The organism is Microbacterium sp. SORGH_AS_0888 (assembly GCF_030818905.1).
In the GTDB taxonomy this organism is placed as follows: Bacteria; Actinomycetota; Actinomycetes; order Actinomycetales; family Microbacteriaceae; genus Microbacterium.
Genome location: NZ_JAUTAZ010000001.1, coordinates 3,560,649 through 3,581,405 on the forward strand (window position 1 = coordinate 3,560,649; position 20,757 = coordinate 3,581,405).

The 20,757-nt window shown below is 71.7% G+C and carries 16 protein-coding genes and 2 pseudogenes; 5 read left to right on the forward strand and 13 right to left on the reverse strand.

What is annotated here, in order from left to right:
- The first annotated feature begins 4 nt into the window (after positions 1–4).
- On the forward strand, positions 5–1,273 hold the full coding sequence (locus QE381_RS17445; protein ID WP_307220233.1) for a monooxygenase: 1,269 nt from the start codon (positions 5–7) through the stop codon (positions 1,271–1,273).
- Positions 1,274–1,306: 33 nt separating this feature from the next.
- Here QE381_RS17445 and QE381_RS17450 read toward each other — a convergent pair whose 3' ends face one another.
- Positions 1,307–2,749, reverse strand: coding sequence for an XRE family transcriptional regulator (locus QE381_RS17450; RefSeq protein ID WP_307220235.1), 1,443 nt, complete (start codon positions 2,747–2,749; stop codon positions 1,307–1,309).
- Between the two features lie 124 nt (positions 2,750–2,873).
- On the opposite strand from QE381_RS17450, the gene QE381_RS17455 reads away from it, so the two are divergent.
- Positions 2,874–4,748, forward strand: a complete 1,875-nt coding sequence (locus QE381_RS17455; protein ID WP_307220237.1) for a phosphoenolpyruvate carboxykinase (GTP) — start codon at positions 2,874–2,876, stop codon at positions 4,746–4,748.
- Positions 4,749–4,855: 107 nt separating this feature from the next.
- On the opposite strand, the pseudogene QE381_RS17460 reads toward QE381_RS17455, so the two are convergent.
- The 9 genes and pseudogenes from QE381_RS17460 to QE381_RS17500 all read right to left on the reverse strand — a co-directional run bounded on the left by QE381_RS17460 (position 4,856) and on the right by QE381_RS17500 (position 13,702).
- A pseudogene (locus QE381_RS17460) lies at positions 4,856–6,824 on the reverse strand (ABC transporter ATP-binding protein).
- A 43-nt stretch (positions 6,825–6,867) separates the two neighbouring features.
- Positions 6,868–7,080 (reverse strand): AsnC family protein, encoded by a 213-nt coding sequence (locus QE381_RS17465; protein WP_307220239.1) that lies wholly within the window; start codon positions 7,078–7,080, stop codon positions 6,868–6,870.
- A gap of 75 nt (positions 7,081–7,155) precedes the next feature.
- Complete coding sequence (locus tag QE381_RS17470) at positions 7,156–8,544, reverse strand: MFS transporter (RefSeq protein WP_307220241.1); 1,389 nt, start codon at positions 8,542–8,544, stop codon at positions 7,156–7,158.
- A 63-nt stretch (positions 8,545–8,607) separates the two neighbouring features.
- Positions 8,608–8,963: pseudogene (locus tag QE381_RS17475) on the reverse strand (Fe-S protein).
- A gap of 38 nt (positions 8,964–9,001) precedes the next feature.
- The gene (gene ribH, locus QE381_RS17480; RefSeq protein WP_307220242.1) at positions 9,002–9,475 is read right to left on the reverse strand and encodes a 6,7-dimethyl-8-ribityllumazine synthase; all 474 of its coding nucleotides are present in this window, start codon (positions 9,473–9,475) and stop codon (positions 9,002–9,004) included.
- The gene (gene ribA / locus QE381_RS17485; protein ID WP_307220244.1) at positions 9,472–10,752 is read right to left on the reverse strand and encodes a GTP cyclohydrolase II; all 1,281 of its coding nucleotides are present in this window, start codon (positions 10,750–10,752) and stop codon (positions 9,472–9,474) included. Before ribA ends, ribH begins: the two co-directional genes overlap by 4 nt.
- Positions 10,749–11,375, reverse strand: a complete 627-nt coding sequence (locus tag QE381_RS17490) for a riboflavin synthase (protein WP_307220246.1) — start codon at positions 11,373–11,375, stop codon at positions 10,749–10,751. Before QE381_RS17490 ends, ribA begins: the two co-directional genes overlap by 4 nt.
- Positions 11,375–12,472 carry a bifunctional diaminohydroxyphosphoribosylaminopyrimidine deaminase/5-amino-6-(5-phosphoribosylamino)uracil reductase RibD gene (gene ribD / locus QE381_RS17495; RefSeq protein WP_307220247.1) on the reverse strand — a complete coding sequence of 366 codons (1,098 nt, stop codon included), beginning with the start codon at positions 12,470–12,472 and terminating at the stop codon, positions 11,375–11,377. Before ribD ends, QE381_RS17490 begins: the two co-directional genes overlap by 1 nt.
- A 264-nt stretch (positions 12,473–12,736) precedes the next feature.
- The gene (locus tag QE381_RS17500; protein ID WP_307220249.1) at positions 12,737–13,702 is read right to left on the reverse strand and encodes a sugar-binding transcriptional regulator; all 966 of its coding nucleotides are present in this window, start codon (positions 13,700–13,702) and stop codon (positions 12,737–12,739) included.
- A 100-nt stretch (positions 13,703–13,802) separates the two neighbouring features.
- On the opposite strand from QE381_RS17500, the gene QE381_RS17505 reads away from it, so the two are divergent.
- Together QE381_RS17505 and glpK are read left to right on the forward strand one after the other, a co-directional pair.
- On the forward strand, positions 13,803–15,524 hold the full coding sequence (locus QE381_RS17505) for a glycerol-3-phosphate dehydrogenase/oxidase (RefSeq protein ID WP_307220251.1): 1,722 nt from the start codon (positions 13,803–13,805) through the stop codon (positions 15,522–15,524).
- 53 nt (positions 15,525–15,577) lie between these two features.
- Complete coding sequence (gene glpK, locus QE381_RS17510) at positions 15,578–17,107, forward strand: glycerol kinase GlpK (RefSeq protein ID WP_307220253.1); 1,530 nt, start codon at positions 15,578–15,580, stop codon at positions 17,105–17,107.
- A 6-nt stretch (positions 17,108–17,113) separates the two neighbouring features.
- Here glpK and QE381_RS17515 read toward each other — a convergent pair whose 3' ends face one another.
- The 3 genes from QE381_RS17515 to QE381_RS17525 all read right to left on the reverse strand — a co-directional run bounded on the left by QE381_RS17515 (position 17,114) and on the right by QE381_RS17525 (position 19,939).
- Positions 17,114–17,977 carry an Fpg/Nei family DNA glycosylase gene (locus QE381_RS17515; RefSeq protein WP_307220255.1) on the reverse strand — a complete coding sequence of 288 codons (864 nt, stop codon included), beginning with the start codon at positions 17,975–17,977 and terminating at the stop codon, positions 17,114–17,116.
- A gap of 114 nt (positions 17,978–18,091) precedes the next feature.
- On the reverse strand, positions 18,092–18,649 hold the full coding sequence (locus QE381_RS17520) for a GNAT family N-acetyltransferase (protein ID WP_307220257.1): 558 nt from the start codon (positions 18,647–18,649) through the stop codon (positions 18,092–18,094).
- A gap of 33 nt (positions 18,650–18,682) precedes the next feature.
- Positions 18,683–19,939 carry an alpha-hydroxy acid oxidase gene (locus QE381_RS17525; protein ID WP_307220259.1) on the reverse strand — a complete coding sequence of 419 codons (1,257 nt, stop codon included), beginning with the start codon at positions 19,937–19,939 and terminating at the stop codon, positions 18,683–18,685.
- 86 nt (positions 19,940–20,025) lie between these two features.
- On the opposite strand from QE381_RS17525, the gene QE381_RS17530 reads away from it, so the two are divergent.
- Positions 20,026–20,751, forward strand: a complete 726-nt coding sequence (locus QE381_RS17530; protein WP_307220261.1) for a FadR/GntR family transcriptional regulator — start codon at positions 20,026–20,028, stop codon at positions 20,749–20,751.
- Positions 20,752–20,757: the final 6 nt, after the last annotated feature.

Here is a 20,757-nt window from a genome sequence, read left to right on the forward strand (position 1 = left end):
CATCATGACCGACTTCACCGACACGCTGTTCAGCCGGCTGCCGGACGACATCGTCGAGCGGTTCCGTCCGGTGCTCGAGCGCATCTCGCTCGGAACCGTCGATCGGGAGGTGAACCGCGTCCTTCCCGCGGCGGAGCTCGCGCTGCTGCGGGAGGCGGGGCTGCCGCTCGCGCGTCTGCCGCGCGAGGAGGGCGGGCTCGGGCTCGACTGGCCCACGTTCGGGCGACTTCTGATCGCCGTCGCCGCGGCCGACAGCAACCTCCCGCAGATCCTGCGCGGTCACATCGCGCTCGTCGAGCAGGTGCTCACGGTACCGGATGCCGCCTTCCGCCGCCGGTGGACCGACAGGATCGTGGGCGGCGAGATCGCGGGGAACTCGTGGAGCGAGCCGAGCGGCTCGACGACGGCACGCTCCTCGACCGAGCTCGTCGCGGACCCGGACGGCACGCTCCGGATCACCGGACGCAAGTTCTACACCACCGGCAGCATCTTCGCGGAGTGGACCGACACGGTCGCGCACCGGCTCTCGGACGACACCGAGGTCACGGCCCTCGTGCGGCTCGATCAGCCCGGCGTCGAGGTCCGCGACGACTGGGACGGGTTCGGTCAGAAGCTGACCGGCACCGGCACGATCGTGTTCGACGGCGCCGTCGTCGAGCCCGGCGACGTGCTTCCGGTCGCGGAGCGTTTCGGCTATCAGACGGCGCTGTACCAGTTCCTGCTGCTGGCCGTGCTCGCCGGCGTCGCCCACGCGGCGGTCGAGGACTTCGCCCGCGCCGTGCGCGAGCGCAGCCGCGTCTTCAGCCACGGCAATGCCGCCCTCGCCCGCGATGACTCCCAGATCCAGGCGCTCATCGGCGAGCAGGCCGCATCCGCGTTCGCCGTCGAGGCGACCGTGGTCGCCTCCGCCGATGCCCTGGAGGAGGCCTATCGCGCCGCGCTCGCCTGGCGGGAGGCGCCGGGTGACGAGCGCCGCGCCGAGGCCGCGCGGCGGGCGGCCGGCTTCGCCGAGATCCGCACGGCTCAGGCGCAGTCGTTCGCGACCGCCGCCGTGCAGCAGCTCACGAGCCGGCTGTTCGACGCGCTCGCGGCCTCCGCGACGTCGACCGCCAAGGCGCTGGACCGGCACTGGCGCAACGCCCGGACGGTCTCCAGCCACAACCCGGTGCTCTTCAAGAACCGGTGGGTGGGGGAGTGGGTCCTCAGCGACGCGCTGCCGCAGCCGCTCTGGGGCATCGGGGTCGACGCGACGCGGGCTCCCGCGACGTCCTGACCGCCCCGCGCGGGGGGCAGGAAGCTCGCGGACTCAGCTCTCGGCGTGCCGATCGAGGAACGCGTACACCTCGTTGTCGTCCACACCGGGGAACGCCCCCCGCGGCAGCGGGGAGAACATCTGCATGTGCACGCGGGCGCTCGGCCAGGACTTGTCCTTCCAGCGGTCCGCGGCATCCCCCGCGGGACGGCGGCAGCACGACTCGTCGGGACAGGTGGACACGGCGCGCTTGCTCGTCTCCCGGCCGCGGAACCACCGCGCATCGTCGAACGGCACGCCGACGGTGATCGAGAACTCGCCGTCGGCGGTCGTGCCGGTCTGTGACGAGCACCAGTAGGTGCCGCTCGGCGTGTCCGTGTACTGGTAGTGCTCGGTCGTGCGGTTCTGCTCCTCGAACGCGGAGCGCGACGCGAACCAGCGGCAGACGATCTGCCCCTCGACCGCGCCCGTGACATCCATCGGCAGCGGCAGCTCGTCGTTCTCGTAGACCCGCGAGATGGCACCCGAGCCGTCGACGCGCAGGAAGTGCAGGGGGATGTCGAAGTGCTGGGTGAGCAGGTTCGTCAGCCGCATGCCCGCCGCCTCGTGCGTGACCCCGAAGGCGTCGCGGAAGTCCTCGACGGCGAGATCGCGCTCCTTCTTCGCCTGTGCGAGGAACGCGACCGCGTTCGTCTCCGGCATCAGGCAGCAGGCGGCGTAGTAGTTGATCTCGAGGCGCTGCTGCAGGAACTCGCCGTAGTCCGCGGGCGGGCGATGCCCGAGCAGCCGGTGCGCCATGGCCTGCAGCGCCATGGAGCGCAGTCCGTGCCCGCCGGGGATGGAGGCGGGCGGCAGGTAGATGCGGCCGTTCTCGAGGTCGGTGATCGAGCGGGTCGAGTGGGGCAGGTCGTTCACGTAGATGAGCTCGAACCCGAGCTGCGACGCCATGACGCTGACGCTGCGGTGCGTCAGCGCACCGCTCGTGTGCCCCGCCGACTTGAGCTGCTTCTCCGCGAGCCGCTCGATCTCGGGCAGGTAGTTGTTGCGGGCGCGCATCCCGAGCCGGAGCTCGGTGTTCGCCCGACGCGCCTCCTCGGGTGTCGCGATGGCCTCGCGCTCGCGCCGCTGCAGTTCGCGGTGCAGTCCGAGGATCGACTCGAGCGTCTCGTCGCTGATCCCCTTCGAGACCTTGACGGCCGGCACGCCCAGCCGGCGGAAGACCTGGCTCGACTGCGCGCGCTCGAGCTCGATCTCCAGCGCCGCGCGCCGGTTCGGCGGCTCGGCGGAGAGGAGCTGCGAGAGCTCGATTCCGGTCGCGGCGGCGATCTCCTGGAGCAGTGAGAGCTTCGGCTCGCGCTTGCCGTTCTCGATCAGGCTGAGGTGCGATCCCGCGACCCCGACCTGTGCCCCGAGCTCGTCGAGGGTCATGTTCTTCGCGAGCCGGAAGTGCCGGATGCGGTGACCGAGCGTCGTGAGTTCGAGCGTCCCCTGGGGCATTCCTTGAGCATAGCGAAAGAATGCGGAGATTTTCACGCTTACGTCGGGAGAAGAGGGGCCTGGAGGGAGCGATAGTGGGAGAGAACTGAGGTTCTGAACGACCAGACCCCGAGAAGGAGCGACCATGGCCATCGCCGACATCGTCACCCGCACGCAGACCGGACCGAGCCGGAGCCTGCCGGCGACGTACGGCGAACGCCCCGCCATCGACGGTCCGGGCATGGCGGCCCTCGTCGAGTGGGTCGAAGGGATCGCCGCCCTCACGCAGCCGGATCACATCCACTGGGTCGACGGCTCGCGGGCGGAGAACGAGTACCTGCTGCGCGAGATGGTCGACGAGGGCAAGCTCATCAAGCTCAACCCCGAGTGGCGGCCCGGGTCGTACCTCGCCCGTTCGCACCCCAGTGACGTGGCACGCACCGAGGCGCGTACCTTCATCGCCTCGGAGAAGGAGGAGGCCGCCGGCCCCACGAACAACTGGGCGGCGCCGGCCGAGATCCGGGCGACGCTCGAGGGCGTCTTCGAGGGGTCGATGCGCGGACGCACGATGTACGTCGTCCCGTTCTCGATGGGCGCGGTCGGCGGCCCGCTCTCGCACATCGGCGTGCAGGTGACCGACAGCGCGTACGCGGTCGCCTCGATCGGCATCATGACGCGCGTCGGCACCGAGGTCGTCCGGCAGATCGCCGACGGTGCGCCGTGGGTCAAGACGGTGCACTCGGTCGGCGCTCCTTTGGAGCCCGGCCAGCAGGACGTCGCGTGGCCCTGCAACGACGAGAAGTACATCGTGCACTTCCCGGACACCCTCGAGGTGTGGTCCTTCGGCTCCGGCTACGGCGGCAACGCGATCCTCGCCAAGAAGTGCTTCGCGCTGCGCATCGCCTCGGTCATCGGCCGCGACGAGGGCTGGCTGGCCGAGCACATGCTCCTCATCCGCGTGATCAGCCCCGAGGGCAAGGCCTACCACGTGGCGGCGGCGTTCCCGTCGGCGTGCGGCAAGACCAACCTGGCGATGCTGCGTCCGACGATCCCGGGCTGGCGTGTCGAGACGCTGGGCGACGACATCGCCTGGATCCGTCCGGGCGAGGATGGACGGCTCTGGGCCATCAACCCCGAGGCCGGCTTCTTCGGCGTCGCACCCGGCACGGGCGAGTCGACCAACGTCACGGCGGTCGAGACGCTGTGGGGCAACACGATCTTCACGAACGTCGCGCTGCGCCCCGACGGCGACGTGTGGTGGGAGGGGCTCACCGACCAGGCACCCGCCGAGCTGATCGACTGGGAGGGCAACCCCTGGACGCCGGACAGCGGCCGACCCGCGGCGCACCCGAACTCGCGCTTCACGGTCGCCGCCGCCCAGTGCCCGCAGATCGCGGCCGACTGGGACACCCCCGAGGGGGTTCCGCTGGACGCGATCCTGTTCGGCGGACGCCGTGCCACGAACGTTCCGCTCGTGGTCGAGGCCACCGACTGGACGCACGGGGTCTTCCTCGGCTCGACGATCTCGTCCGAGCGCACCGCCGCCGCGGAGGGCACCGTCGGGGAGCTGCGCCGGGACCCGTTCGCCATGCTTCCCTTCTGCGGGTACAACATGGCCGACTACTTCGGCCACTGGGTCTCGATCGGGCAGAGGCTCCGCTTCGACCGCGCGCCGCGCATCTTCCAGGTCAACTGGTTCCGCAAGGGCGCCGACGGCCGGTTCCTCTGGCCGGGCTTCGGCGACAACTCGCGCGTGATCGACTGGATCATCCGCCGTGTCGAGGGGCGCGTGCCCGCGGTGGACAGCCCGATCGGGCGCCTGCCGCGCATCGAGGACCTCAACCTCGACGGCATGGAGGTGTCCGAAGCCGACCTCGAGGAACTGTTCGCGATCGATCCCGACTCATGGCTGGCCGAGGCCGACCTGACCGAGGAGTTCTACGACACGTTCGGCGACCGCATCCCGTCGTCGTTGCGCGCCGAGCTCTCGTCCCTGCGGTACCGGCTCAAGCAGGCCTGACCCGGGGCGCTCGCGCCACTGCGCATAACTCAGGCAGAATCGCCCTCGTGGCCGGGTTCCGGCCGGCGGGCGCCGGTTCTGCCTGAGTTATGAACGGCCGGCCGGGGTCAGACGAGCAGCTGGTGCTTCGCGAGGTCACGGTAGAGCGGCGTCGTGGACACGAGCTCGGAGTGCGTGCCCTGGCCGACCACCCGGCCGTGGTCGAGGACGACGATGAGGTCGCTGTCGACGACCGTGGAGAGCCGGTGCGCGATCACGAGGAGCGTGCGCCCGTGGGCGACGGCGTCGATCGCCTCGCGCATGCGCTGCTCGTTGAGGCCGTCGAGCGAGGACGTCGACTCGTCCAGCAGCAGGATCGGGGGCGCGGCCAGCAGGGCGCGGGCGATCGCGAGCCGCTGACGCTCCCCGCCGGAGAGCATGACGCCCGCCTCGCCGACCGGGGCGTCCAGGCCGAGCGGCGAGCGATCGACGACGTCGCCGAGGTTCACGGACCGCAGCACCCGCTCGCAGTCGCCGTCGGAGGCGGTCGGGGAGGCGAGCCGCAGGTTGTCGGCGATCGTGCCGGCCAGGGTCGGCGCATCCTGCTCGACGTAGCCGAGCCGGGCGCGCAGCTCCTCACGGGCGAGCGTGCGGATGTCGCGGCCGTCGAGGCGGATCGCTCCCTCGGTCGGGTCGTAGAAGCGCTCGATGAGCGCGAGGGTCGTGCTCTTCCCGGCGCCGGAGGGGCCGACCAATGCCACGCGCGAACCGTGCGGCACGCGGAACGACACACCCCGCAGCACCTCGTCGTCCTGCTCCGTCGCGGTCTCGATCGCGGAGGTGTCGATGCGGGCGCCAGCGAGGGTCGCGAGCGCCTCGGACTCGGCGCGCTGCCGCGCCTGGATCACCGTGCGGGGGTAGCGGAAGCGCACGTCCGTCGAACTCGATCGCGGCGGGTTCCGCCGCGATCGAGAGGCGCTGCTCGGCGAGCAGGGTCCCGTCGGCCGGGCTGGTCCTTCCCCCGGGTGTCCCACTCCGCGGCGGATCGTCGGTGGCGACGGATGCGGCGATCGCGGCGTCGTCCTGCTCCTCCGTGGGCAGGTCGAGCACCTCTTGGATGCGGCCGAGCGCACCGAGCGCCTGGTTCACCGAGGTGATGGCCCCGAAGAACGAGCCGAGCGGCTGCACGAGGAAGAACAGGAACATCACGAAGGTCACGAGCGACGCGATCGTGAGGTCGCCGCTCGCGACACGGAAGCCGCCGACCCCGAGCACGACCAGCAGCGAGAGCTGCAGGGCGATCCCCGCGACCGGGACGACGAGCGCCGAGGCCTTCGCGACCCGGACCCCGACGTCGTACGCCTCCCGCGCCGTCCGGGTGATCGCCTCCTGCTCGCGGGCCGAGGCGCCGGCGGCCCGCACCGTGCGGATCGAGCCGATGGCGCGCTCCACGCCGGAGGCGAGCTCGCCGACCTTCTCCTGCTGGAGGCGCGTCGCGCGGCGGATGCGGACGCTCAAGCCGCCGACCGCCGCGATCGACAGCCCGATCACGACGAGGATCAGCAGCAGGAGGACCGGGTCGATCACGAGCATCGCGATCACCGCTCCCACGAAGATGAGTGCGTTGCCGGCCGAGTCCGCGAGCCCCTGCGTGAGCACGGCGTAGAGGAGGGTCGTATCGGTGCCGACCCGCGACACGAGGTCGCCCGTGCGCCGGGCGTCGAACTCGCGGATCGGCAGGTGCAGCAGCCGTGCGATCAGTCGCCGCCTACTCGAGAACACGACCGCGGTGCCGGTGCGCTGGAGCAGGTAGTGCTGGTAGCCGGAGATCACCGACGAGACGATGACGAGCGCGACGAGCAGCCACACCAGGAGTCCGAGCGTGTCGCCGGCCTGCACGCGCGAGATGACGGTGCCGACCACGAGCGGCTGCGCGAGCGTGAGCGCCGCACCCACGACGCTGAGCAGCGCCACCCATGCGAGCACCCCCTTCTGCTCGAACACGAAGGGCAGGAGCTGCCGCAGGCTCGCGCGCGGCCCCTCGTCCTTCGCCAGGCGGCTGAACGGACCGCGCCGCGGCGGGGTGGTCGTGCTCATGCGTGCTCCTTCTCCGGCCGTGACGGCCGGGCGGACGGTGTGCTCACCGTCGACCGTACTTCTTGTGCGCCGCTTGCTTGCTGACCCCCAGTGCGTCGGCGACCGCGACCCAGGAGTGGCCGGTGAGCCGTGCGCGCCGCACCTGTGCCTCTTCGACGCGGGCGAGCTCGGCGCGCAGCCGCGCGATCTCGCGGAGCTGCGCGAGCGGCTCGCCGCCGTCCACCGCGCCGAGGGCGGTGCGGATGTCGTTCGTCATGCCGTCAACCATAGTTGACGCCGTGTCTGCTGGTCAACCTTCGTTGACGCGCCATCGCCCGACCGCCGCGATCGGTCAGAGCGATCCCGTGACGCCGACGCCGAGGTCGCCGGAGTAGTCGACATCCTTGGTCTCCTTCGAGAGCAGGAGCGCGATGAAGGTGAGGATGCCGGAACCCGCCAGATAGATCCCCACGAGCCACGGCTGCCCGCCGGCCGCTGACCACAGGCCCACCGCGATGAGCGGCGCGACGGCGGCTCCGAGGATCGAGGACACGTTGTACGAGATCGCCGATCCGGTGTAGCGGACGTTCGTCGGGAAGAGCTCGGGCAGCACGGCGCCCATCGGACCGAACGTCGCTCCCATCAGCATGAACCCGAAGATGAGGAAGGCCTGCACGAGCGCGCCCGTGAACTTCGGGTCCGCGTAGGGCAGGAGGAAGACGTTGAAGGTCAAGCCGAAGACGACGATCGCGGCCGTGACCCAGAGCAGGAGACGGCGGCGTCCGATGGCGTCGGCGATGGGACCGGACAGCAGCGTGAAGACGCCGAAGAACACCACGCCGATGATCTGCATGATGACGAAATCGGTGTAGGCGAAGCCGAGCCCCGGCACCGCGGCAGTCGTCTTGGCCGTGCCGTAGGAGAGCGTGAAGCTCGTCATCAGGTAGAAGAGCACGTAGGTGGCCAGCATGATGAACGTGCCGAGGATGAGGTGCCACCAGTGGCGGCGCAGCACGCCGCCCAGGGGGAAGCGGCGGATCGCGCCCGAGCGCTCGGCCTTCACGAAGGTCTCGGACTCGACGAGCTTCAGTCGCACCCACAGCCCGATGATGACCATGACGGCGGAGAACCAGAACGGCACGCGCCAGCCCCACGCCAGGAACTCGGCGGAGCGCTGCGCCGTTCCGTCCGGGTGCGGGAGGGCGAAGTTGATCGTGAGGAAGACCGCGTTCGCGATGATGAAGCCGATCGGCGCACCCAGCTGCGGGAACGTGCCGTACCAGGCGCGTTTGCCGGCCGGGGCGTTCTCGGTGGCCACCAGCGCCGCTCCCGACCACTCGCCGCCGAGGGCGAAGCCCTGGGCCAGGCGCAGGATGAGCAGGAGGAAGGCCGCCCACCAGCCGATGCCCTGATACGTGGGCAGGCAGCCGATCAGGAACGTCGCGATCCCCATCGTGAGCAGGGATGCGACCAGCGTCGCCTTGCGCCCGAAGCGATCGCCGAAGTGTCCGAACACGATGGCCCCGATGGGGCGGGCGACCATCGCGGCCCCGAAGACCGCGAACGAGCTCAGGAGCGCCGTCGTGTCATCGCCGGTGGGGAAGAAGAGCGTCGGGAAGACCAGGACCGCGGCGGTCGCGTAGGCGTAGAAGTCGTAGAACTCGATCGTGGTGCCGACCAGACTCGCGGTGATGACGCGCGAGCGGGGGTTGGCAGGGGCTGTGGTGGCGACGGAAGACATGCGGAAACCTCGGATCAGACGATCTTTCGATCCTAATCCTCTCGCCCGCCGCCACCGAGGCGGTCAGCGCCAGAGCACCGCGATGGCCGCGTTCAGCAGCGTCAGGATGCCGATCGGCCACGGAAGATCGCGGGCGACAGGCTCCCCGTGCGGCGCTGGCGGGCCGAGCCGATGCCGAGCAGCGCGCCGATCACCAGGAGCACGACGAGCTTCACGCCGAGCTTGGCGTAGTCGAGCGGGTAGTCCGGCCCCCAGGGCGCGGCGAGGGCGAGGCCGGCGACCGCGGCGATCACCATGCCCCAGGTCATGAGGCGGGTGACGCGGATGCGTCGACTCACCGCCTCGACGAGCCAGGCGCCGAACAGGGTCGCGAAACCGACGAGGTGGACGAGGACGACGACGTGTCGCAGGATCTCCATGCCCTCAGCCTAGCTGAAGGTTCGCGATCTCCCGTTCCCTAGACGCGCAGGGCGCGCAGGGCGAGAGCGGTGCGCAGCGCCGCATCCGCGGCCTCGGCGCCCTTGTCCTCGCGCGAGCCCGGCAGGCCCGCCCGGTCGAGGCCCTGCTGCTCGTCGTCGAGCGTCAGCACGCCGAAGCCGACGGGCTTGCCGCAGTCGAGGGCGACGCGGGTCAGACCGTCGGTCGCCGCGGCGGAGACGTACTCGAAGTGCGGCGTCCCGCCACGGATGATGACGCCGAGTGCGACCGCCGCATCCGCACCGTTCTCCAGAGCCGTCTTGGCCGCGACCGGCAGCTCGAACGATCCGGGCACGCGCACGAGTGACCACTCCGCGCCGGACGCGTCGAGCGTGCGCGCGGCGCCGGCGATCAGCCCCTCCGTGATCGTCTCGTGCCAGGCGCCGGCGACCACGACGACCCGCAGTCCCGTGCCGTCCACTGCCTGCGCCTGGGGCGCTCCCTTGCCGCTCATCGCTCCGCGTTCTCCTTCATGTGCTCGATCGCGTCCGCGAACTCGGCGTCGGGCAGCACGTGCCCCATCCGGTCGCGCTTCGTCGCGAGGTACTGGTGGTTGTTGGGGCCCACGCCCACGAGCAGCGGAACCTGCTCGACGATCTCGAGGCCGAGAGCGCGCAGCTGCGCGACCTTGTCCGTGTTGTTGGTCAGCAGCCGCACCTTCTCGATGCCGAGATCGGCGAGGATGCCGGCCGCCGCCGCGTAGTCGCGGGCGTCCGCCGGAAGCCCGAGCGCGAGGTTCGCGTCGACCGTGTCCAGTCCCCGCTCCTGCAGGCTGTACGCGCGGAGCTTGTTGATGAGCCCGATGCCGCGGCCCTCGTGGCCGCGCATGTAGATCACGACGCCGCCGTCCTGCTCGATCGCGTCTAGGGCGGCATCCAGCTGGGGCCCGCACTCGCATTTGAGCGAGCCGAAGGCCTCGCCCGTGAGGCACTCGGAGTGCACGCGCACGAGCGGTGCCTCGGCATCCAGGTCGCCGGAGACGACGGCGAGGTGATCGGTCCCCGTCACGCGGTCCTTGTACGCGAGGAAGCGGAAGACGCCGTGCGAGGTGGGGACGGTCGACTGCGCACGCAGGCTCACCCGACGCCGCGCCGGCGCGGTCGTCGTGGCGGCGCCGTCCGGTGCGGTCTCGTCGAGATACGCGGCGAGCTGCTCGATCGTGATGACCGGGATGTCGTCGCGCGCGCCGAGCTCGATCAGCCCGGGCAGACGCATCATGCTGCCGTCGTCGGCGACGATCTCGCAGATGGCGCCGACGGGCTGCAGCCCCGCGAGTCGCATGAGGTCCACGGCGGCCTCGGTGTGCCCGCCGCGTTCGCGCACGCCGCCGTCCACGGCCCGCAGGGGCAGCACATGGCCGGGGCGGATGACGCTCTGCGGGGTCGACGCGGGGTTCGCCAGCACGTTGAGGGTGTGCGAGCGGTCGCTGGCCGAGATGCCGGTGCTGACGCGGTCCGCGGCGTCGACGCTCACGGTGTAGGCGGTGCCGCGGGCATCCTCGTTGACCGCGACCATGGGCGGCAGGTCGAGCCGGTCGGCCCAGTCCGCCGGCATCGGCGCGCAGATGAAGCCGCTCGAGTGGCGCACGATCCAGGCGATCCACTCCGGCGTCGCGAGCTCGGCGGAGATGATCGCATCGCCCTCGTTCTCACGGTTCTCGTCGTCGGCGACGATGACGGGGCGACCCGCGCGGAGGGCGTCGATCGCCTCGGGGATGGTGGAAAGGCTCATCGTGAGCCCCCTTCTGTGGTGGCGAACGCGAGCATCCGCTGCACGTGGCGGGCTAGCACGTCGGTCTCGAGGTTGACGACGTCGCCGGGCTCGCGCCGGCCCAGCGTCGTGGCCGCGAGCGTCTCGGGGATGAGCGACACCTCGAGCCAGTGCTCCGCGGCCGTGGCCTCGCTGACCGCGCTGACGGTCAGCGAGACGCCGTCGAGCGTGATCGAGCCCTTGTCGACCACGAGCGGGGCGAGCTCGGCGGGGATCGAGACGCGCACGACCTGCCACTTCTCCCCGGGCCGGACCTCGAGCACCCGGCCCGTGCCGTCGACGTGGCCCTGCACGATGTGGCCGCCCAGGCGCCCGCCGGCAGCCGTGGCCCGCTCGATGTTGACGACCGCGCCGGGGGCGAGCCGGCCCACGGCGGTCATGTCCACGGTCTGGCGCATGACATCGGCCGTGAACCAGTCGGGGCCCTGGTCGATGACCGTGAGGCACACCCCGGAGACGGCGATCGAGTCGCCGTGGGCGGCGTCCGAGACCGCCAGAGGGGCGCGGACGGTCAGGCGCAGGCCGTCGCCGGCGGGCTCGACCGCGGTGATCGTGCCGAGCTCTTCCACGATTCCGGTGAACATCAGGCCTCCTGAGGGGTCGGGGCGAGGGGTCGGGGGTGTGCGATGAGGAGCAGGTCGTCGCCGAGACGGTCGAGACCGTGCAGATCGAGGCGGCGCTGATCCGCGATCGTGTCGACGCCGATCGCGCGCAGCGCCGGGCGGTCGGCTCCGTCGGAGCCCGCGCCGATCAGGGTGGGGGCGACGTAGACGAGGATCTCGTCGGCCAGCCCCTGTCGGAGGAACGCGCTCGCGATCGTCGGGCCGCCCTCCACGAACACGCGGTGGACGCCCTCTCGTCGCAGCTGCCCGAGCACCGAGTCCGCGGACGATGCCGGATGGGCGTCGCCGTCGCGCTCGCCGAAGAGGTCGGCGCCGCTGCGGTGCAGGTACCCCCGCGGATGCCGCCGGACCGCGGCATCCGCGGGGATCGGCCGATCGCCCAGCACGACCGGGAGCGGCTGGTCGGGGTAGAGCGTGCCGTCGGGCCGGCGGGCCGTGAGCGTGGGGTCATCCGCGAGGAGCGTGCCCGTGCCGACGACGATCGCGTCGGCCTCCGAACGACGCCGGTGGACATCGGCGCGCGCGGCCGGGCCCGTGACCCACCGGCTCGTGCCGTCGGCCGCGGCGGCGCGCCCGTCGAGGCTCTGGGCCCACTTGACGGTGACGTGCGGGCGCCCGAGTCGCTGCACGACGAGCCACGAGTCGAGGAGCGCACGGGCCTCGTCGGCGAGCACGCCGCCCTCGACCTCGACGTCCGCGCGCCGCAGCCGCTCCGCGCCGCCCGCCGCGACCGGGGTCGGATCGTCCAGGGCGTACACGACGCGGGCGATGCCCGCATCGATGAGCGCCTGTGCGCAGGGGCCCGTGCGCCCGGTGTGGTTGCAGGGCTCGAGCGTCACGACGGCCGTCGCTCCGCGAGCCGCTCCCGGCGCGAGGTGCGCGAGCGCGTCGACCTCGGCGTGCGGTGTTCCGGCCCCGCCGTGCCAGCCCTCCGCGATGACGCCGCCGTCGGGGGCGAGGATGACGGCGCCGACCTGGGGATTGAGCCCCCGGGGGCCGCGCCGGGCGGCGGCGAGCGCGCGGGCCATCGCCTCGCGTTCCGCGGCGGTCGCCGACATCCGTTCTCCTGATCCCTCCGGGGCAGGGTCGACGGGCGGCGCGTACGGCTGACGCGCGTGCTGCCTCCCATCCGGACTCGCGACGCCTGGGCATCGCATCACCGTCGGTCCCGGAATTCCACCGGATCGGCACCGGACTGCTTTCGCAGGCCCGGCGCTCGCGGACTGTCACCGCCGGTTCGGATTCTCACCGACCCCGGAGCACGTTGTTGCACTGATCCTACTCAACGCCGGTGGCGGCGGGGAATTCCCCGTCCAGAAACGTCACGGAAGCTCGGCGAGCGCGCGTGCGGTCGGCTCGTCGATCACGAGGTCGGTGACGAGCCCTGCCGCCAGCGCGCCGCGCAGGCTCGCGAGCTTGGAGGAGCCGGACACGATGCAGATCCTTCGCTTCACCCGGGCCAGCCGGTCGAGCGAGGGGCCGGTCGCCCGTGCGTTGAGGCCGATGTCGGCGCTCGAGCCGTCGGCGCGGTAGAACACGGTCGCGACGTCGCCGATGACGCCGGAGCGCCCGAGCTCGTCGAGGTCGGCGGGGTCGAGGTAGCCGCCGGCATACACGTGGCTCGGGACGGACGAGTCGGCCGATCCGACGCTGAACACGACCGCATCCATCCGTTCCTGCAACGACAGGATGCGCTGCATCGACCGTTCGCGCCAGAACGCGGTGCGCGTGTCCGGATCGTCGAAGAAGGCGGGCACGGGGAACTGCTGCACCTGCGCCGCGAACGCACGCCCGAACCGCGAGAGGATCTCGCTCGCGTAGCCGAGGCCGGTCGTGCGGGTGTTCCCCGAGCCGTTGAGCTGGACGAAGACCGTGCCGGTCGTCGGGGTGGCACGCAGGTGCCGGGACACCGCCGCGATCGTCGATCCCCAGGCCACGCCCACGGTCATATGTGCACCGATGCGGGTCTCCAGCAGCTCGGCGGCCGCGGTCGCCACCAGCTCGAGGCGCTCGACGTCGCTCGCCTCCTCGGGCACGGGGACGGGGCGGGCGGAGATGCCGTAGCTGCGCCGCAGCTGCTGGGCGAGAAGCCGCGGAGCCTCGAGCGGCGACCGCACCCGGATCTCGACGAGTCCGGTGTCCCGAGCCTGCTTGAGCAGACGCGACACGGTCGAGCGCGAGACCGCCATGCGTTGCGCGATCGCCTCCATCGTGTCGCCGTGGAGGTAGTACGCCGTCGCAGCGGACAGTGCGGACGAGAGATCGCGGGGGAGGGTCGCATCGGTCACGGAGAACAGTTTGCACGTTCGTGCACCGGAGTTGCAACGATGGTCCGAGAGCGGAAACGATGTGATGACGGCGCGCTCGACGCCGACAGGAGGTAACACGATGGATGCCGCGACACGCCCCGAATGGCGAGCGCTGACCGAACGACCGCAGGCGGAGGTGCTGATCGTCGGCGGTGGCATCAACGGCGTCGCGACGTTCCGGGACCTCGCCCTGCAGGGCGTCGACGTCGTGCTGGTGGAGAAGGGCGACGTCATCTCGGGCGCCTCGGCCGCATCCAGCCACATGATCCACGGCGGTGTGCGCTACCTCGAGAACGGCGAGCTCCGGCTCGTGCACGAGGCCGTCGTCGAGCGCAACGACCTGCTGCGCACGGCCGCCCACTACGTGCGTCCGCTGCAGACGACCATTCCGATCTTCTCGACGTTCTCCGGCATCCTCGCGGCACCCTTGCGCCTGCTCCGCCACGGATCGTCGAGGCCGCGCGAACGCGGCGCGGCGCTCATCAAGATCGGCCTCATGATCTACGACTCCTTCTCGCGCGGCGGCGGGCAGGTCCGGCCCCACGCCTTCCACGGCCGTCGTCGCTCGCTCGAGCTCCTGCCCGACCTCAACGACTCGCTCCGGTACACCGCGACCTACTGGGATGCCTCGCTGCGCGAGCCCGAGCGGCTGGGGCTGGACGTGCTGCGCGACGGCATCGACGCCGGAGGCGACCGTGCGCGGGCGGCGACCTACGTCGCCGCCGCCGCCGGGGCCGCGGAGGGCGGCGTCGTGCTGCGCGACGCCGAGAGCGGCGAAGAGATCGTCTTCCGCGCATCCGTCGTGGTCAACGCCTCGGGACCCTGGACGGATCTCACCAACGCGGCGCTGGGCGAGCCGTCCCGCTTCATGGGCGGGACCAAGGGCTCGCACATCGTGCTCGACAACCCCGAGCTGCTGGCGGCGACGGGCGGGCGTGAGATCTTCTTCGAGCACAACGACGGCCGCATCGTCCTCGTCTACCCGCTTCACGGGCGCGTGCTGGTGGGCACGACCGACCTCGAGCACGACATGGCGGAGCCCGCCGTGTGCACCGAGGAGGAGGTCGACTACTTCTTCGACCTCATCCGCCACGTCTTCCCCACGATCGCCGTCTCGCGCGAGCAGATCGTGTACCGGTTCTCCGGCGTGCGTCCCCTCCCCGGCCACGGCGATGTGGCCCCGGGCTTCGTCTCGCGCGACTACCGGATCGAGCACCGCGAGCTGCCCGGCGGCACCGCCGTCCTCAGTCTCGTCGGCGGCAAGTGGACGACCTTCCGCGCCTCGGCCGAACGTCTCGCCGACGACGTGCTCGGCATCCTCGGCCGCGATCGCCGCCTCTCGACGCAGGGGCTCGCGATCGGCGGCGGCCGCGACTACCCGAAGACCCCGCGCCAGTTCGCCGCATGGGTGGAGGACAACGGCGCCGGGCTGCCCCGCCCGCGCGTGGCGCAGCTGCTCGAGCGATACGGCACGCGGGCGAGCCAGGTCATCGCCGCGATCACGGCGGACGCGGACGACGCCCCGCTCGCGACGGCACCGGCCTACTCCACGGCGGAGCTGCGCCACCTCGCCCACACGGAGCGCGTCGTGCACCTCGCCGACGTGCTGCTGCGCCGCACGGACCTGGCCTTCACGGGCGGTGCCGTCGCGGCCGCGGACGAGGTCGCGACCGTCATCGCGCCCGTCCTCGGCTGGGACGAGGCCCGCCGCGAGGCGGAGGTCGACGCCGGCCTCGCCGCGGTCCGCGCCGCCGAGCCCGCGAAGGCCGCCGCGACCCGTGCGCACGCCGCCGCACACTGAGCCGAGATAATCGACACGCGGGCGGAGACGCCGCCCGGGAGGAGCACGACGACGTGGCCGAGCATGTGATCGCCCTCGACCAGGGCACGACGTCCACGCGCGCGATCGTGTTCGACGCGCGCGGACGGATCGTCGCGACCGCGCAGCGGGAACACGAGCAGATCTTCCCCCGCGCGGGGCGGGTCGAGCACGACGCGACCGAGATCTGGACCAATGCGGTGTGGGCGCTGGAGACCGTCCTCTCCCAGGCGCGGCTCGCGGCCGCCGACATCGCGGCCCTCGGCATCACCAACCAGCGGGAGACCGCGATCGTCTGGGACCGGCGCACCGGTCTGCCGGTGCACAACGCCCTCGTGTGGCAGGACACGCGGACCCAGCCGGCGATCGACCAGCTCGCCGGCGACGACGCGTGGTACGACCGCTACGCCGACGTCACGGGCCTGCCGCTGGCGACCTACTTCTCGGCCTCCAAGATCGCCTGGATCCTCGACAACGTGCCGGGCGCCCGCGCCGCGGCGGAGGCGGGGGACCTGCTGTTCGGCACGCCCGACTCCTGGCTCGTGTGGAACCTCACGAGGGGCGCGCGTCACGTCACGGACGTGACCAACGCGAGCCGCACGCTGCTCATGGACCTGTCGACCCTCGACTGGTCCGAGCGGATGCTGGACGTGTTCCGCATCCCGCGCGCGATGCTGCCCGAGATCGTGCCGTCCTCGGGCGTGGTCGCCGAGATCGCCGACCCGTCATCGCTCGCGGGCGTCCCCATCGCCGGGATCCTCGGCGACCAGCAGGCCGCGACCTTCGGGCAGGCGGCGTTCGCGGCCGGCGAGTCGAAGAACACCTACGGCACGGGGAACTTCCTGCTGGTGGGCACCGGGACCGAGATCGTGCGCTCGCAGCACGGACTGATCACGACCGTCGCCTACCAGCGCGAGGGCGAGCCGGCCCACTACGCGGTGGAGGGCTCGATCGCCGTGACCGGCTCCCTCGTGCAGTGGCTGCGCGACAACCTCGGGCTCATCTCCGACTCGAGCGACGTGCAGCGGCTGGCCGAGTCCGTCGAGGACAACGGCGGTGCCTATTTCGTGCCGGCGTTCTCCGGTCTGTTCGCCCCGTACTGGCGACCGGATGCCCGCGGCGCGCTCGTCGGCCTCACGCGCTACGTCAACAGGAGCCACATCGCTCGGGCCGCGCTCGAGGCGACCGCCTTCCAGAGCCTCGACGTGATCGAGGCGGTCGTCGCCGACACCGGGACGCCGCTCACCGAGCTGCGCGTCGACGGCGGCATGACCCGCAACGGCCTGCTGATGCAGTTCCAGGCGGACCTGCTGGGCATCCCCGTGGTGCGTCCGGAGGTCGTCGAGACGACGGCGCTCGGCGCCGCCTATGCGGCCGGCCTCGCGGTCGGCGTGTGGGCCGACCTCGACGAGCTGCGCACCCACTGGCGCGAGGGGGAGCGGTGGGAGCCGCGGATGGACGGCGACGAGCGCGACCGCCGCATCCGCATGTGGCGCAAGGCCGTACGTCGCTCGTTCGACTGGGTCGACGAGGACGCCCGCATCCTCATGGGCACGACGGGCTGACGCGTCTCACTTCAGCAGCCGCGACAGCCGCCGGTCGGCGAGGAGCTTCCCGCCCGTCTGGCAGGTCGGGCAGTACTCCAGGCTGTTGTCGGCGAAGAAGACGCTGCGCACCTCGTCGCCGCACACGGGGCACGCCTGGCCGCGCCGTCCGTGCACGCGCATGCCGCGCCGCTTCGCGTCCTTGAGGTCGGCGGGCGGCTTTCCGGACGCCGTGGCCACCGCATCCGCGAGGGTCTCCCGCATCGCGCCGAACAGGCGGTCGACCTCCGCGTCGTCGAGTGTCGCCGCCAGCGCGTAGGGCGACATCCGAGCGGCGTGCAGGATCTCGTCGGAGTAGGCGTTTCCGACGCCCGCGATGATCGACTGATCGCGCAGCACGCCCTTGATCTGCGTGCGGCGTCCGGCGAGGAGTCCCGTCAGGGTCTCGCGCGTGAACGTCCCATCCAGGGGGTCCGGGCCGAGCCGGGCGATGCCGGGGACGTCCGCCGGATCCGCCGCCACGTACACCGCGAGCGACTTCTTGGTTCCCGCCTCGGTCAGATCGAACCCCGAGCCGTCCTCGAACGCCACGCGCAGCGCGAGCGGGCTGCGGCCGGGGCGCACCGGCGTGCGCGGGGCCTCGTCGTACCAGCGCAGCCACCCGGCCTTGGCGAGGTGGAACACGAGGTGCGCACCGGCATCCGTCGCGATGTCCACGAACTTGCCGTGCCGCGCGACGGCGGCCACCCGGGCGCCCTCGAGCACCTCGATCGGCGGGGCATAGGTCTTCAGCGCCGAGATCGCGAGAACGCGTGCGCGCTCGATGCGCAGCCCGGTGATGCGCTCGCCGAGGAAGTCGACGAGTCCCTGCACCTCCGGCATCTCAGGCATGCCGACATCCTGCCACGGTGTGCCCACGCCGGGGCAGGCCCGTGGGCGAGAACAGGCGGGTCTGCGGCGCAGACATCCTGCTCCCGCGAGATGGCCTGATCCGGTGCGGGCGGCTCAGAGCACGGGCCACGTCACGGGCTCCCGCGGGTCTCCGGGGAGCAGGTCGGCGATCCAGGCGTCGCTGCGCACGCCAGAGCCGTTCACGAGCGCGCGGCGCAGACCGCCGCCGTAGCGGAAGCCCAGGGAGGCCGCGACCCGCGCAGACGCCGTGTTGCCCACGACGGCGCGCCACTCGATGCGCGCGAGTCCGAGGGGACCTTCGAAGCCCCAGTCCACGACGGCGGCCGCGGCCTCCGTCATGAGCCCCTCGCCGCGCGACCCCGGCGCCAGCCAGTACCCGATCTCTCCCGCGCCGCGGCCGAGGCCGTGCAGGCCGATCATCCCGGCGAGAACGCCGTCCCGCCGCAGCGCCCACGTCGTCTCGCTCACCTCCGCCCATCCGGCGGCCGCCTTCACGGGGAAGCCCGCGGCATCCCTGCGCGTGTACGGGTTCGGCACGGTCGTGAAACGCTGGATGCCGTCGTCCTGGCATGCGACGAAGATCGCGTCCGCGTCCGCTCCGCGCGGTATCGAGAGCTCGAGCCGATCGGTGCGCAGGGTGACGGGTTCCATGTCCGCCACCCTATGCGCCGCGTCGGCCGCGGGTCAGACGCGCACCGAGGCCGAGCCGCGCGGCACGAGCCGGTCCAGCTGCGTCACGTGCGCGGGGGTGAGCTCCTCGAGCGTCTGCACCTGCAGGAGCTTCATGGTGCGCACGACCTGCTCGGCGAGGATCTGGATCGCCCGGTCGACACCCGCGCGGCCGCCCGCCATGAGGCCGTACAGATAGGCGCGGCCGATGAGCGTGAAGCGGGCCCCCATCGCGATCGAGGCGACGATGTCGGCGCCGTCCATGATCCCGGTGTCGATCGCGATCTCGGTGTCGGCGCCGACCTCGCGCACCACCTCGGGAAGCAGGTGGAACGGCACGGGAGCCCGGTCGAGCTGGCGGCCGCCGTGGTTGGAGAGCACGATCCCGTCGACTCCCAGGTCGACGAGCCGGCGGGAGTCCTCGACGTTCTGCACTCCCTTGATCACGATCTTCCCGGGCCACAGCGACCGGATGATCTCGAGGTCGTCGAAGGAGATCGAGGGGTCCATGGCCGAGTCGAGCAGCTCGCCGACGGTGCCGCCCGTCGAGGACAGCGAGGCGAACTCGAGCTTCGGCGTCGTGAGGAAGTCGATCCACCACCACGGCCGCGGCAGCGCGTTGATCACGGTGCCGAGGCTGAGCTGCGGCGGGATCGAGAAGCCGTTGCGCTTGTCGCGCAGGCGCGCGCCCGCGACCGGCGTGTCGACCGTGAAGAAGAGCGTGTCGAAGCCGGCCTTCGCCGCGCGCTCGACGAGGCCGTAGGAGATCTCCCGCTGACGCATGACATACAGCTGGAACCAGTTGCGTCCGTGCGGGTTCGCCGCCTTCACGTCCTCGATGGAGGTCGTGCCGAGGGTCGAGAGCGTGAAGGGGATGCCGGCTGCCCCAGCGGCGCCCGCGCCGGCGATCTCGCCTTCTGTCTGCATGAGGCGCGTGAAGCCGGTCGGAGCGATGCCGAAGGGGAGGGCGGACGGGCCGCCGAAGATCGTCGTGGAGGTGTCCACGTGCGAGACGTCGCGCAGGATCGAGGGGTGGAACTCGATGTCGCGGAACGCCTGGCGGGCGCGGGCGAGCGAGATCTCGGCATCCGCCGCGCCGTCCGTGTAATCGAACGCGGCGGCGGGGGTGCGACGTTTGGCGATTCGGCGCAGGTCGGCGATCGTGAGCGCGGAGCTGAGCCGCCGACGGCGGGCGTTGAGGTCCGGCTTCTTGAACTGCATGAGCTCGAAGAGCTCCGCGGGGTGGGGCAGCTGACGACGGATCGGGCTCATGCGGCATCCTTAATTTAGTGGTCTGACCACTGAGTAGGCTAGGCGTGTCGGACGGCGTCGTCAATCCGACACGGGAGGATGGACGAATGAGTGACGCAGCGATGTGGGAGCCGGTCGTGCGTGCACGGGCCCACGAGCTCGTCATCCAGGCCATCGAGGACCAGATCACCTCCGGTGCACTGCGCGTGGCCGACCCGCTGCCGCCCGAACGGGAGCTCGCCGCGCGGCTCGGCGTCAGCCGTGCGGGCGTGCGAGAAGCCGTGCGGGTCCTCGAGGGTCAGGGCGTGCTGCGATCCCGCGTCGGCTCGGGCGCCGAGGCCGGCACGTTCGTGGCCGCGCTGCCCGACGCGGCGCTGACCCGGTTCCTACGGCTCCACGTGGCGCTCGCGAACTTCCCCATGTCCGATGTGATCGCCGCGCGGATCGCCCTGGAACGCACGTCGGCCGCGCTCGCCGCCGCGCACGCCACGGAGGCGGCGCTCGACGGCATCGCCGCTCTGGTCGAGCGGATGGACGACCCGGCGCTCGACCGAGCCGCGTTCAACGCCGCGGACGCGGAGCTCCACATCGCGATCGCGCAGGCCAGCGGCAACCGGCTGGTCGCTTCCCTGGCGGTCGCCATCCGCGGTGCGCTGCGCGACCCGTTGCTGCGGGCGATCGAGTCCGCCGGGGGCTGGGATGAGACGGCGGCCGACCTGCAGCGGCAGCATCACGGCATCCTCGATGCCCTTCGCGGCGGTGACGGGGCGCGCGCCGCCGACCTCATGGAGCAGCACATCCGGTATGCGGAGGCGGCGCTCGCGCTCGCCTGACCGCCC